Genomic DNA, 12,527 nt, shown 5'->3' with positions numbered 1-12,527 from the left:
CTGGCTGGGCGTCGGACCGACGGGGCGAGAGGGTGGCCCGTCTCGTCGGTACTGGCCCGTGACGCGCCGACCGTTGAGAGGTTGGACACGACCACGGAACTTTCCGCCCGGGATGTTACACAGCGACCAATTTACTCGCCCTTTGGACGCATGTCGTCCAAAGTCTGCCCGTGTAGCCAAAACGTAACAAACACTAACAAACAACCCACATGGCCACTTAAGCCAACAAACCACGCAAAGCACGCATTCGTCGGACGACCCGCGCTGAGCTGGCACAAGACCGCCCGGACGCCTCCGCCCACGATACGGCCACAACGGTGCGAACCAGGCGCGTACAGGGGACCTATGGCAAGTGCTATGAAACCGTAAGTATTGACCCGATTTCACAAAGTGATCCAGGCCACAGGAAGCACTCCCCCACTGCGGGCCGCGTCGCCCGGCGCACGGTCGCCGAAGGCCCGGCACGCACACGGGGGCGGTCCCGCCACGCGGGACCGCCCCCGTCGTCGGAGCGTGGGCCGGCTAGGGCCTGTTTAGTGGATCATTCCGCGCTCGCGTGGCCAGGCTGCCTCTCGCTGCGCCGATGAAGCTCGGACAGCCAAACCCGGGCTGACCTTCGCTCATCGTCTTGCGAGAGATGGCCTGGCGGCCGCTCGCGGAGCTGGCGGCTCCGCCACCAGATGGCGAAAGCACCCACAAAACACGCCCTAGTCGATACCGCGCTTGCGCAGCAGCGCCTCGATGTCACCGAAGTCGTCGTCGGCCGCGGCGGCCTTGGGCTGCTTGGGCGCGCCCACCTGACCGGCCGGTGCGGGTGCGGCTCCCGCGGCGGGCGCTGAGGCGTCCCCACCCTCGGCCCTGGCCCTGGCCCGGTCCTCGGGACGCGCACCGGGCTTGACCCCGATGCCCTTGGACTTCATGAAGCCCGAGACCACGTACAGGACCACCATCAGCACGGCGAGCCCGATGCCGACCCACGACTGGAGCTTGAAGGCCATCGTCAGCAGGATGCCGAGCACGCCGAGGACGAACTGCAACACCACGTCCATCAGCAGCAGCAGTCCCGCGATCACGGGCAACAGCGACCAGGCGACGCCGCGCAGACCGTAGGCCGCGCCCTTCCTCCGCCACACGAAGTAGGAGATGACGAAACCGACCGCCGTCAGGGCCGCCCCCAGCCCCACACCGACGTTCTCACTCAAAGTCTCAGGCATGCGCCCAGTCTCCCATCCCGCGCCCGCGCCCACATCCGGCCGATCCCCTAGGGCGCGTGCCCGGGCCGAGCGCGCGTGAGGGGGACCGACCCGTCCGTGTCTCCCACGCTACCCACGGGCGGGCGCGGCACCAAGGGACCGCCCGCTGCGGCCACGCCCCGGCGGGCGCGGCGTGGAGCGCGCGGTGGTGCGCCCGGCCCCGGCGCGCGGCCGCGCCCTCAGGCCCGGACGCCGGCCACCAGCGACTCCAGCCACTCCAGGTCCACCCCGACCAGGCTGTCGCGGAAGACCACGCCCTCGCGGGGCTCGATCTCCACGTGGTTGGGCACGGCGACCGTGACGCACCCGGCGTCGGCAGCCGAGGCCACCCCCACCGCCGAGTCCTCCACGGCCACGCAACGCCTCGGGTCCACGCCCAGGCGACGCGCGGCTCTCAGGTACGGGTCGGGGTGGGGCTTGTTGGCGTCCACCTCGTCCCCGGCGACCGAGTCCACGAATCGCTCCAGACCGATGCCGCGGATGGCGGTCTCCACCAGGGAGCGCTCGGTGGAGGTGACCAGCACCGCCGGGACCCCGGCCTCGGCCAGCATCGTCACGAGTTCCTTGGCGCCGGGCCGCAGGTCGGCGCCGCGCTCCAGCTTGGCGTGGAAGCGCTCGTAGAGCGTGTCGGCCACCTGGCGCGGGGTGAGGTGAACGGCGCCGGTCCGCTCGATGATGTAGCGGCCCACCGGTTCGGCGGCGTTGCCCACGTTGGCCTCGTGGTCGGCCTCGGTCCACTCACCGCCCAGCTCGGCGACGAGCTCGGCCTCGGCCTCCCCCCACAGGTGCTCGCTCTCGATGAGGGTGCCGTCCATGTCCAGCAGCACCGCCTGGAGTCGGCGCTCCACCGCCACGGCGGACTCGGTCAGTTCGGTACTCACAGTGCTCAATTCGCTCATCTCGACTCGTGGCGCGGTGGCCGGTGGTGCCGACCCCCAAGGGGCGGGCCCCGCCGGTCCGGCGGGGCCCGCGCCCTGGCAGGTCAGACGTTGAAGTATGTCGCCTCCGGGTGATGGATGACGATCGCGTCGGTGGCCTGTTCGGGAACAAGCTGGAACTCCTCGGACAACGACACCCCCACCCGCTCGGGTTCCAGCAGCCGCATGATCTTGGCGCGGTCCTCCAGGTCCGGGCAGGCCCCGTACCCGAGTGAGAACCGGGCGCCCCGGTACCCGAGCTTGAAGAACGCGTCCAGCTCGGCGGGGTCCTCCCCCGCGAAGCCGAGCTCCGCGCGCACCCGGGTGTGCCAGTACTCGGCCAGGGCCTCGGTGAGCTGCACCGACAGGCCGTGCAGCTCCAGGTAGTCGCGGTAGGCGTTCTTCTCGAACAGGGCGGCGGTGGCCCGGCTGATCGCCGCGCCCACCGTCACCACCTGGAAGGTGACCACGTCCAGGTCCCCCGACTCCTTGGGACGGAAGAAGTCCGACAGGCACAGGTGGCGGTCGCGGCGCTGGCGCGGGAACGTGAAGCGGGTGCGCTCGGTCGTCCCGTCCTCGTCGAGCACGACCAGGTCGTCGCCCTCGCTGTAACAGGGGTAGTGGCCGTGCACCACGGCGGCCTCGAGCAGGCCCTCGGTCTGGATGCGGTCCAGCCACATCCGCATGCGCGGTCGGCCCTCGGTCTCCACCAGCTCCTCGTAGGAGGGCCCCTCACCGCCGCGCGAGGCCTTCAGCCCCCACTGCCCCATGAACGTCGCGCGTTCGTCGAGGAAGGCCGCGTAGTCCGCCAGCGGGATGCCCTTGCTGATGCGGTCGCCCCAGAAGGGCGGTACGGGCACCCGGTTGGTGGTGGAGACGTCGCTGCGGGCGGGCATCTCCTCCGGCTCGGTGACCTTCAGCGTGGCGCCGCGCCGTACCCGGCGCTGACGCAGTTCGGGGAGCTTGGCCCCCTCCTCACCGCGCTTGACCGCCATGAAGGTGTCCATTAGCCGCAGGCCCTCGAAGGCGTCCTTGGCGTAGCGCACCTCGCCGCCGAACATCTCGGCCAGGTCCTGTTCCACGTAGGAACGGGTGAGCGCGGCACCGCCCAGGAGCACCGGGAAGCGTTCGGAGAGCCCCCGGGAGTTCATCTCCTCCAGGTTCTCCTTCATGATCACCGTGGACTTGACGAGGAGGCCGGACATGCCGATCACGTCGGCCTTCCTCTCCTCGGCCGCCTCCAGGATCGCCGAGACCGGCTGCTTGATGCCGAGGTTGACCACCTCGTAGCCGTTGTTGGAGAGGATGATGTCCACGAGGTTCTTACCGATGTCGTGGACGTCGCCCTTGACGGTGGCGAGCACGATGCGGCCCTTGCCGTCGTCGTCGCTCTTCTCCATGTGCGGTTCGAGGTAGGCGACCGCGTTCTTCATGACCTCGGCGGACTTGAGGACGAAGGGCAGCTGCATCTGCCCGGAACCGAACAGCTCGCCGACGGTCTTCATGCCCTTGAGCAGGGTGTCGTTGACGATGGCCAGGGCGGGCCGTTCGGCCAGCGCCTCGTCGAGGTCGGCCTCGATACCGGCGAGTTCACCGTCGATGATCCGCCGTTCCAGGCGCTCCCACAGCGGCAGGGCGGCCAGTTCCTCCGCGCGCGAGGCCTTCATGGCCTTGGCGTCGACGCCCTGGAACATGTCGATGAACTCCGACAGCGGGTCGTAGTCGCCCTCGCGCCGGTCGTACACCAGGTCGAGCGCCACCCTGCGCTGGTCCTCGGGGATCTGGTTGATCGGCACGATCTTGGAGGCGTGCACGATGGCCGAGTCCAGGCCGGCCCGCACCGCCTCGTGCAGGAACACCGAATTGAGCACGATGCGGGCGGCCGGGTTGACGCCGAAGGACAGGTTGGACAGCCCCAGCGTGGTCTGCACGTCGGGGTAGCGGTTCTTGAGTTCGCGGATGGCGTCGAGGGTCTCGATGCCGTCGCGACGCGTCTCCTCCTGCCCGGTGGTGATGGGGAAGGTGAGACAGTCGATGACGATGTCGCTGGTGCGTAGCCCCCAGTCCCCGGTGATCTCGTCGATCAGGCGGCTGGCCACCCGCACCTTCCACTCGGCGGTCCGGGCCTGGCCCTCCTCGTCGATGCACAGGCCGACCACGGCGGCTCCGTGCTCCTGGACCAGCCCCATGATGCGGGTGAACCGGGAGTCGGGGCCGTCGCCGTCCTCGTAGTTGACCGAGTTGACCACCGCGCGGCCGCCCAGGACCTCCAGCCCCGCCTCCAGGACGGCGGGCTCCGTGGAGTCGAGCATGAGGGGCAGGGTGGAGGCGGTGGCCAGCCGGGAGGCCAGGGCGTGCATGTCCCTGACGCCGTCGCGGCCCACGTAGTCGATGTTGAGGTCGAGTACGTGGGCGCCGTCGCGAATCTGGTCGCGGGCGATCTCGACGCAGGCGTCCCAGTCCTCGGCCAGCATGGCCTCGCGGAACTTCTTGGAGCCGTTGGCGTTGGTGCGCTCGCCGACCGCGAGGTAACTGGAGTCCTGACGGAAGGGGACGCTCTGGTACAGCGAGGACGCGGCGGCCTCGACCAGCGGTTTGCGGTTCCTCAGCCCGCGGCCCTGGACCCGCTCGGCTACCTGGCGCAGGTGTTCGGGGGTGGTGCCGCAACAGCCCCCCACCAGGTTCAGCCCGAACTCGGAGGTGAAGGCGTCGTGGGCGTCGGTCAGCTCCTCGGGGGAAAGGTTGTAGACGGCGCCGTGGGGGCCCAGTTCGGGCAGGCCCGCGTTGGGCATGCAGGAGATGGGGATGGGCGAGTGGTGCGACAGGTAGCGCAGGTGCTCGCTCATCTCGGCGGGGCCGGTGGAGCAGTTGAGGCCGATCACGTCGATGCCCAGCGGGGCCAGCGAGGTGAGGGCCGCGCCGATCTCCGAACCCATCAGCATGGTGCCGTTGGTCTCGATGCTCACCTGGGCGATGACGGGCACGTCCCGGCCCAGGGCCGCGCGGGCGCGCTTGGCGCCGACCACGGCGGCCTTGACCTGGAGCAGGTCCTGGCAGGTCTCGATCAGGATGGCGTCCGAGCCGCCGTCGATCAGGCCGCGCGCGGACTGCTCGTAGTAGTCGCGCAGGAACGTGTAGGGCGCGTGCCCCAGGGTCGGCAGGCGGGTGCCGGGCCCGACCGACCCGAGGACGTAGCGGGGCTGGTCGGGCGTGCTGTAGGCGTCGGCCGCCTCGCGGGCGATACGCGCACCGGCCTCGGCGATCTCGTAGGTGCGGTCCTCGATGCCGTACTCGTAGAGGCCTCCGTAGTTGGCGGAGAACGTGTTGGTCTCCACACAGTCGGAGCCCACCTCGAAGAAGGCGGCGTGGGTGTCCCGGACGATGTCGGGCCGGGTCAGGTTGAGGATGTCGTTGAGGCCCTCGTGGCCCTCGAACTGGTCGAGGTCGAGATCGTGCGCCTGCAACATGGTGCCCATCGCCCCGTCCGCGACGACTACTCGCTGGGACAGTGCTTCACGGAATGTCCGTCGATCTCTCATGTTCAGCAACTCTAGTCTCGGGGCGCGGCGGGGCCCAGCTCAGTCCCGGTGACACTGGGCACGGAGACGTGTGGTGCTGGGGCGACCCGCGGGCGCGGGCAGGAGCGGGGTCGGCGTTTCCGGGGACGGCGGTGTCCTTGGTCAGTCGCTGGTCGCGAGGCTACCCCATCGGCGTTTCGCCACGTGAGACAGGCGTCCCACTGTGGTGGACGGGGCGGGAGTCGGCGGTCCCGCGTCAACGGTTTCCCGCCCGCCGTGCCACCCCGTAGGGTGGTGTGCGTCCGCGTCCAGGAAGGGGCCGTCCATGATCCAGCTCGACCGCGAGCTCGTCGAGCCGGTGATGGTGGCGGCGTTCGAGGGGTGGAACGACGCGGGTGAGGCCGCGAGCCTCGCGGTGGCGCACCTGAACGAACAGTGGGATTCCACCGAACTGTGCGCGCTGGCACCGGACGACTACTACGACTTCCAGGTCACCCGGCCCAGGATGACGGTGACCGAGGGCCGACTGACCGAGATGGAGTGGCCCACCACCCGTGTCCGGGTGGTCCGCCCCCCGGGCTCACGCCGCGACGTCGTCCTGGTCAGCGGCCCCGAGCCCAACATGCGCTGGCGCTCCTTCACGGCCGACCTGCTCGCCGTCGCGCGTGAGCTGGGTGTCAGGCGTGCCGTGATCCTGGGTTCGCTGCTGGCCGACGCCCCGCACACCCGGCCCATCCCGGTGACCGGGATGAGCTCCCCACCGGAGCTCGGGACCCGGCACGGGTTGGAGTTGGCCAACTACTCGGGGCCGACCGGGATCGTGGGGGCGGTGCACGAGGCGTTCAGCTCCGTGGGTGTGGAGACGGTGTCGCTCTGGGCGGCCATCCCGCACTACGTGGCGCAGCCGCCCTGCCCGAAGGCCGCCCTGGCCCTGCTCGGCTGGGTCCAGGACTTCGCGGAGACCGAGGTGCCGCTGGGAGCGCTGCCGGAGGAGTCGGTGTCCTGGGAGGCGGGTGTCAACGACCTCACCTCCGAGGACGAGGACATCGCCGCCTACGTGCGCGGGCTGGAGGAGGCCAAGGACACCGTGGAGCTTCCCGAGGCCACCGGTGACGCCATCGCCCAGGAGTTCGAGCGCTACCTGCGCCGCCGCGACGACGGGTGAGGTGACCCGGTCCGGTCCCGATGTTCCGGTTTTCCGTTACCTCGCCTTTAGGCCGATGTGGCTACGTTGCGATGGATGGCTCGCGGATCGGGGTGACACAGGGCCGGGGCCCGGGGCGCGCGGTACGGGGGTACGCGTGCTCCGGGGCCGGGTGGGGCCGCCGTCCTCCGATGCCTGGGACAAGTGCCCGTCCCGACCGCGCGGGGCGGGATCTGGGGCTGCTTGTGAGGATCGCCTTCGTCATCGCCAACGGCTATGCCATGGGGGGCACGGTACGGACGGTGCACAACCTGGCGCGGGGACTGTCGGAACGCCACGAGGTGGAGATCGTGAGCCTGGTGCGCAAGAGGCGCCAGCCGTTCTTCGTCCCCGCCGACAACGTGCGCCTGGTACCGCTGAGCGACGACACCGACGAATCGCGGGTCAGAGTCCCGAGAAAGCGGGTCATGGACCACTGGCACCGACGGGCGCGGCTGATCGTGCCCGAGGCCGAGCGGCGCCGCAACAAGAACTTCACCCCGGAGGCCGTCACCGGGTTGCGCGAGTACCTGCGCACCACCCGCGCGGACGTGGTGATCGGGACGCGCCCCGGGATCAACCTGCTCCTGGCCGCGTGGGCGCCGCGACGCGTACTGACCATCGGTCAGGAACACCTCAACCTGGACGAGCACAAGCCGGAGGTGCGCGCGGCCATCACGCGCGCGTACCCGAAACTGGGCGGTCTGGGCGTGCTCACCGAAACCGACCGGATCGCCTACGAGGGCCTTCTCGGCTCCCCCGAGGGGTGGCTGACGGCGCTGCCCAACGCGCTGGAGCCGGGCGAGCCTGCCCGGTCCACGCTGGACGAACCGGTGATCGCCGCCGCCGGGCGCTTCTCCCCGGTCAAGCAGTATCCGATGCTCGTAGAGGCGTTCTCGCACGTGGTGGCGGAGCACCCGGAATGGCGGCTGCACATCCACGGCGGCGGCGACCGGGACGAGGAGCTGCGTGCGACCGTGCGGCGCCTGGGCCTGGAGGACCACGTGGGCCTCATGGGCCGGACCACCGACATGCTCGGGGAGCTCTCCAAGGCCTCGTTGCTGGCGGTGAGTTCACGGGTGGAGGGATTCGGGATGACCATCATCGAGGCCTTCTCGGTGGGGGTCCCCGTGGTGAGCTTCGACTGCCCGCACGGCCCCAGGGAGATCATCGACCACGGCCGCAACGGCCTCCTGGTACCACCGCAGGACGTCGGGGCCCTGGGCGCCGCGCTCAACCGCCTGGTGGCGGACCGGGAGGAGCGCCACCGCATGGGCGCCGGGGCGCTGGACTCGGCCTCCGGCTACCGTCTGGAGGACGTCACCGCGCGGTGGGAGGGGTTCCTGGCGCGGCGTCAGGCCGAACGCCGCCGCGGGCCGCTGGCCGCGCTCCTTGGCTGAGCGCCCCGCGTGACGGGCCCGCGCGTGACCCGGGAGGGGCACGCGCGGGCGGGTGTCACAGGCGCAGGCGGCGCCACTCCCCCGTGGCCACGACGGCCGCCCAGGCTCCGGCGACGCGGGCGAGCCCACGACGGACCTCGTCGACGACGGCCGGGGCGAGGGGGGACTCGGCCTGCTCGGCCGGTTCGAGTCGCACGGTGACGCGCAGGCCGTCCAGGACCTTCTGGGCGCGGGCCAGGGTCTCGGGGTCGGGGTCGGGGTCGCGGTCGAGCAGCGCGCGGATTCCGTCGCGCAGGGTGATGGCCTCGTCGAGGTCGGCCAGGGTGATGGGGATGGCGCCCTCGGTGACGAGTCGGTGCTCCCGCAGGAACCGGGCCAGGTCGGCTCGGTCGGTGAGGCGGCCGCCGGTCGAGACGAAGTCGGCGATGAGCTCCGCGGCGGCGCTGGGCCGGGTGGGGGTACTGGTCGTGGTCGTGGTCATGGGCGCCATCCCATCACGGGCCGCCCTCGGGTGGTGGCGATTCGGGGAGGTCGTGGCCACAGGTGGTCACCACGAAACCCAGCAAACCGGACATTGCTCGACAAGCGCACCATGGGTCACTTCGTGGCCAGTGACCGCAGCTCCTCGCGCTCCTGCGGCAGCCCCAGACTCGACAGGACGAAGGAGAGGTTGGCCACGCGCGAACCCCACAGCCGGTCGCCGTCGACGACCGCGCTCAGGTAGGCGCGCTGGACCTCGGTGGGGGCCACCACCCGGGGCGCGGGCCGCCCCGGCACCACTCCCAGTGCCAGGCCGAGGAGCCCGCGCAGATCCGCCTCCACGGTGAACGGGCTGGCGGTCGCAGCGAGCGCTCGGAAGACGGGCAGGAGGTCGGCGGCGTCCCCGGGCCGGGAGCGCTCCACCAACGCGGCGACCAGCGAGAAGCGGACGTGACCGGGAAAGAAGCCCGGACGGTCCCGGAACCAGGCGTCGGCGGCGCAGGGGTCGGCCAGGGCGTCCCGCAGCGCGCCCGTGGCGACGGGGTCGCCCGCCAGGTCCCCCGAGAGCGCGGCGCAGGCGCGGATGGCCGGGTCGGGGTGGGAGAGGAACTCCGAGGTGTCACCACCGCCCTCCACCAGGGCCAGGACGATGGCGGCTCCCTCGTCCCGGTTCTCGGCGAGGTCGGCGGCTCCCGAGAGGTCCACCTCCGGTTCACCGCCCAGGCGGCACAGTGCCCCGCTGGCCGCCACCGCGTGCTGGCGCACCCGCCCCTCCGGGTGCGTGAGCAGCGGCCGGACGGCCTCCAGCAGAGCGGGCGCGGCCAGGTGCAGGTCGTACAGGGCCCGGTGGAAGACGGTGTCCAGGAGCGGGTCCTCCCAGATGTCCTCGTCCCCCTCGGCGTCGCTGTCGGCCATCCGGGACAGGAGCGCGTCGACCCCGTCGCGACGATCCCCCGGGTCGGCCAGCAGCTCCAACCGTGTCATCGAACGGTCGGCCGTGAGTTCGGCGGCCGCACGGGCCACGTCGGCCAGGAAGTCGAGCAGGCGGAGGCGCAGCGGTGCGGCCGGAAGGTCCGGGGCCCCACCGAACGGGTCGCCCACCGGGGCCTGGGCCCGGGGGTCCGTCAGCAGGCCCGCGACGAACAGCGCGACCGGCGGGGTGGCCGGGTAGATCGTGCCCTGGTGCAGGATCGCGCTGTTCAGGTAGCCCAGGGCCCGCTCCCGCTCCTCCTCCCGCTCGGACAGCAGCCCGGCGAGGAACTCCGGCGCCTCGGAGGCCGGGCCGTAGGCGTGGAAGGTCCGCGACCAGTCGGTCGAGTGGAGGATGTCAGCTCTGGTGTCCATGGCGGCATGATGGCAGCGGGCACCGACCGTTGGCGCGGTGTCGGGCGTGGCGTCCCCCGCGCGGGCCCGGGTGCCTCACTACACTCGGGCGCTGGAACCCAGGTCAGGAGGCCCTCATGACGTTCGCCCAACCCCCGCGCGACCCGCTCGGGCGCGCCCTGTACCGCGCCCCGATCTGGATCTACCGGCTGGGGTTGGGTGCGCTGCTGGGCGGGCGCTTCGTCCTGCTCACCCACCGTGGCCGCACCACCGGAGAGGCACGGCAGGCGGTGCTGGAGGTGGTGGGCCGCAACCACGCCACCGGGGCGGTGCTCGTCGCCTCGGGGTACGGGGACCGGTCCCAGTGGTTCCGCAACATCCGCGCGGAGCCCCGTGTCCTGTTCCAGGAGGGCGGGGTGCGACGGCGGGCCGTGGCCGAACCACTGCCCCCCGGGGAGTCGGGGCGGGCGCTGGCCCACTACGCGCGACGGCACCCGGTGGCGGCGGCCGAGCTGATGCGGGGGCTGGGCCACGACGTGGAAGAGGGTCCCCGGGCCTACGAGCGGATCGGGGCCGATCCCGCCAACGGCGTCCCCGTCGTACGGCTCCTTCCGGACTCCGGGGCCACGACGTTTCCCGACTTCACCGCCCCGACCGGCCCCGGGGTGCCGCGCCCCCGGGGCTGAACCCCGGCGCCCGCGACCCGGGCGCGGCGACGCCCCGGGGGTCCGGCATCGCCCCGGGGCGTCGTGGTGTCCGGACGCGGCGGACTAGGTGTACTGGCCTGAGAGGTCAGTACACCTAGAGCCTGACCCCGAGGAGGGTGTCCACGGTGGTGCGCACCAGGCCGGGGGCCGAGGTGTCGGACCCTCCGCTCCCGGTGAGGGCGGCGGTCGCCCAGGCGTCCACCGCGGCGAGCGCGGACGGGGAGTCCAGGTCCTCGGCGAGCGCGGCGCGCACGGCGGCCAGGACCGGGGCGGCGTCCGGTCCGGCGCCCAGTGCGGTCGCCGCGCGCCAGCGCTCGGCGCGCTCGGTCGCGGCGGGCAGCTCGGAGTCGGTCCACTCCCACGGGGTGCGGTAGTGGTGGGTGAGCATGGCCAGGCGGATGACGGCCGGGTCCACCCCCTGCTGGCGCAGTTTGGACACGAAGACCAGGTTGCCCAGCGACTTCGACATCTTCTCGCCGTTCAGACCGACCATGCCCACGTGCAGGTGCTGGTGGGCGTTGGGGCGGCCGGTGGCACAGCGGGTCTCGGCCGCGCCCATCTCGTGGTGCGGGAAGATGAGGTCGCTGCCGCCGCCGTTGATGTCGAACGAGGGACCGAGCCGGTCCAAGGCGATGGCGCTGCACTCGATGTGCCAGCCGGGGCGCCCCCGACCGAGGGGGCTGTCCCAGGCGGGTTCGCCGGGGCGCTCGGCGCGCCACAGCAACCAGTCGAGGGGGTCCTTCTTGCCCGCGCGCGAGGGGTCCCCGCCGCGCTGGCCGAAGAGCTCCAACATCTCCGCACGGCCGAGGTTGCTGATCTCGCCGAACTCCGGGGCGGACGCGACGGAGAAGTAGAGGTCGCCGTCGACCTCGTAGGCGGCACCGGTCTCGCGGATGCGCACGGCGAGTTCGCTGATGAGGTCGACGGACTCCACGACGCCCACGTACGAGGCGGGCGGGATGATCGCCAGGGCGGCCATGTCGTCGCGGAAGACGTCGATCTCCCGGTGGGCGAGGTCGCGCCAGTCGACGCCCGTAGCCTCGGCCCGCTCGAGCAGGGGGTCGTCGATGTCGGTGGTGTTCTGGACGTAGTCGACGTCGTGCCCGGCGTCCCGCCACACCCGGTTGACCAGGTCGAAGGTCAGGTAGGTGAAGGCGTGCCCCAGATGGGCGGCGTCGTAGGGGGTGATGCCGCAGGCGTACATGCCCGCGGTCGAGCCCGGCGTGGTCGTCCCTATCCGGCCGGTGGCGGTGTCGTGGATACGGAGAGGGCCGCCGGTACCCGGCAGGGGGACGATGTCAGGCGCAGACCATGAACGCATACCGGGAAGCCTATCCGCACGTGCACGCGACAAACGCACAGATAGCGGGCGGGGCGTGAGGTGATGATTTCCCCAGGGTGGAGCGGGAATACCGGTCAGCGTTCCTGGGGAGCGGCGAAGATCCCGACGCGGCCGATGAGCAGGACGCTGAACACCGCGACGCCCCCGCACAGGGCCGCGAACAGGGCGTTGCCCAGACGCCAGTGCAGGAGGGCTCCGCTGAGGGAGACGACGTAGAGCAGCCAGTACGCTCCGGTTTCGAGGTGGTAGCCGCTTCGGCCCATGGTGGTGCCCCCTGCTGTGTACGCGTACGCTCCACGCGCCTTCGACGACGAATGCGCCGTCTCCCAGAGAGACGCCGCGGTCACGCAGGGGGTTTACGCGGTCCGGGGGTGACGGCGGACGCGCCGCCGTGTGCCCTCGGC

General features: G+C 71.5%; 10 protein-coding genes. 3 read left to right on the top strand and 7 right to left on the bottom strand.

Annotated elements, in window-relative coordinates; all coding sequences use genetic code 11:
• Positions 1–707: 707 nt before the first annotated feature.
• The 3 genes from ACFYL4_RS10140 to metH all read right to left on the bottom strand — a co-directional run bounded on the left by ACFYL4_RS10140 (position 708) and on the right by metH (position 5,709).
• The gene (locus ACFYL4_RS10140; protein WP_357770036.1) at positions 708–1,214 is read right to left on the bottom strand and encodes a cellulose synthase; all 507 of its coding nucleotides are present in this window, start codon (positions 1,212–1,214) and stop codon (positions 708–710) included.
• A 218-nt stretch (positions 1,215–1,432) separates the two neighbouring features.
• Positions 1,433–2,152, bottom strand: a complete 720-nt coding sequence (locus ACFYL4_RS10135) for an HAD family hydrolase (protein ID WP_387517995.1) — start codon at positions 2,150–2,152, stop codon at positions 1,433–1,435.
• A gap of 83 nt (positions 2,153–2,235) precedes the next feature.
• The gene (metH, locus tag ACFYL4_RS10130) at positions 2,236–5,709 is read right to left on the bottom strand and encodes a methionine synthase (RefSeq protein WP_387517993.1); all 3,474 of its coding nucleotides are present in this window, start codon (positions 5,707–5,709) and stop codon (positions 2,236–2,238) included.
• Positions 5,710–6,013: 304 nt separating this feature from the next.
• Between metH and ACFYL4_RS10125 the strand changes: the two genes are divergently transcribed.
• Both ACFYL4_RS10125 and ACFYL4_RS10120 read left to right on the top strand, forming a co-directional pair.
• The gene (locus tag ACFYL4_RS10125; RefSeq protein ID WP_357763175.1) at positions 6,014–6,853 is read left to right on the top strand and encodes a PAC2 family protein; all 840 of its coding nucleotides are present in this window, start codon (positions 6,014–6,016) and stop codon (positions 6,851–6,853) included.
• A 224-nt stretch (positions 6,854–7,077) separates the two neighbouring features.
• Complete coding sequence (locus ACFYL4_RS10120) at positions 7,078–8,271, top strand: glycosyltransferase family 4 protein (protein WP_357763178.1); 1,194 nt, start codon at positions 7,078–7,080, stop codon at positions 8,269–8,271.
• 55 nt (positions 8,272–8,326) lie between these two features.
• On the opposite strand, the gene ACFYL4_RS10115 is transcribed toward ACFYL4_RS10120, so the two are convergent.
• Together ACFYL4_RS10115 and ACFYL4_RS10110 are read right to left on the bottom strand one after the other, a co-directional pair.
• The gene (locus ACFYL4_RS10115) at positions 8,327–8,752 is read right to left on the bottom strand and encodes an ABATE domain-containing protein (protein WP_387517991.1); all 426 of its coding nucleotides are present in this window, start codon (positions 8,750–8,752) and stop codon (positions 8,327–8,329) included.
• A gap of 116 nt (positions 8,753–8,868) precedes the next feature.
• A complete protein-coding gene (locus ACFYL4_RS10110) occupies positions 8,869–10,095 on the bottom strand; it encodes a hypothetical protein (protein ID WP_387517989.1) in 1,227 nt (408 codons plus the stop codon).
• A 116-nt stretch (positions 10,096–10,211) separates the two neighbouring features.
• Here ACFYL4_RS10110 and ACFYL4_RS10105 point away from each other — a divergent pair, with 116 nt between their 5' ends.
• Complete coding sequence (locus ACFYL4_RS10105) at positions 10,212–10,760, top strand: nitroreductase family deazaflavin-dependent oxidoreductase (RefSeq protein WP_357763187.1); 549 nt, start codon at positions 10,212–10,214, stop codon at positions 10,758–10,760.
• Between the two features lie 115 nt (positions 10,761–10,875).
• On the opposite strand, the gene mshC is transcribed toward ACFYL4_RS10105, so the two are convergent.
• Together mshC and ACFYL4_RS10095 are read right to left on the bottom strand one after the other, a co-directional pair.
• Positions 10,876–12,102: a cysteine--1-D-myo-inosityl 2-amino-2-deoxy-alpha-D-glucopyranoside ligase gene (mshC, locus tag ACFYL4_RS10100; protein WP_387517987.1), complete on the bottom strand. Its 1,227-nt coding sequence runs from the start codon at positions 12,100–12,102 to the stop codon at positions 10,876–10,878.
• A 95-nt stretch (positions 12,103–12,197) separates the two neighbouring features.
• The gene (locus ACFYL4_RS10095; RefSeq protein WP_387517985.1) at positions 12,198–12,386 is read right to left on the bottom strand and encodes a hypothetical protein; all 189 of its coding nucleotides are present in this window, start codon (positions 12,384–12,386) and stop codon (positions 12,198–12,200) included.
• Positions 12,387–12,527 lie beyond the last annotated feature (141 nt).

Origin of the sequence: Nocardiopsis sp. NPDC006938, from assembly GCF_042869555.1 — a bacterium.
Taxonomy (GTDB): domain Bacteria; phylum Actinomycetota; class Actinomycetes; order Streptosporangiales; family Streptosporangiaceae; genus Nocardiopsis.
Note: the sequence above shows the minus strand (reverse complement) of the source record. Positions and strands in the feature narration are given on the sequence as shown.

What these genes read in the sequence shown, in the direction of transcription:
- metH (WP_387517993.1), bottom strand. Translation starts at nt 5,709, where the DNA reads ATGAGAGATCGACGGACATTCCGTGAAGCACTGTCCCAGCGAGTAGTC.
- ACFYL4_RS10105 (WP_357763187.1), top strand. Translation starts at nt 10,212, where the DNA reads ATGACGTTCGCCCAACCCCCGCGCGACCCGCTCGGGCGCGCCCTGTAC.
- ACFYL4_RS10140 (WP_357770036.1), bottom strand. Translation starts at nt 1,214, where the DNA reads ATGCCTGAGACTTTGAGTGAGAACGTCGGTGTGGGGCTGGGGGCGGCC.
- ACFYL4_RS10115 (WP_387517991.1), bottom strand. Translation starts at nt 8,752, where the DNA reads ATGACCACGACCACGACCAGTACCCCCACCCGGCCCAGCGCCGCCGCG.
- ACFYL4_RS10095 (WP_387517985.1), bottom strand. Translation starts at nt 12,386, where the DNA reads ATGGGCCGAAGCGGCTACCACCTCGAAACCGGAGCGTACTGGCTGCTC.
- ACFYL4_RS10135 (WP_387517995.1), bottom strand. Translation starts at nt 2,152, where the DNA reads ATGAGCGAATTGAGCACTGTGAGTACCGAACTGACCGAGTCCGCCGTG.
- ACFYL4_RS10110 (WP_387517989.1), bottom strand. Translation starts at nt 10,095, where the DNA reads ATGGACACCAGAGCTGACATCCTCCACTCGACCGACTGGTCGCGGACC.
- ACFYL4_RS10125 (WP_357763175.1), top strand. Translation starts at nt 6,014, where the DNA reads ATGATCCAGCTCGACCGCGAGCTCGTCGAGCCGGTGATGGTGGCGGCG.
- mshC (WP_387517987.1), bottom strand. Translation starts at nt 12,102, where the DNA reads ATGCGTTCATGGTCTGCGCCTGACATCGTCCCCCTGCCGGGTACCGGC.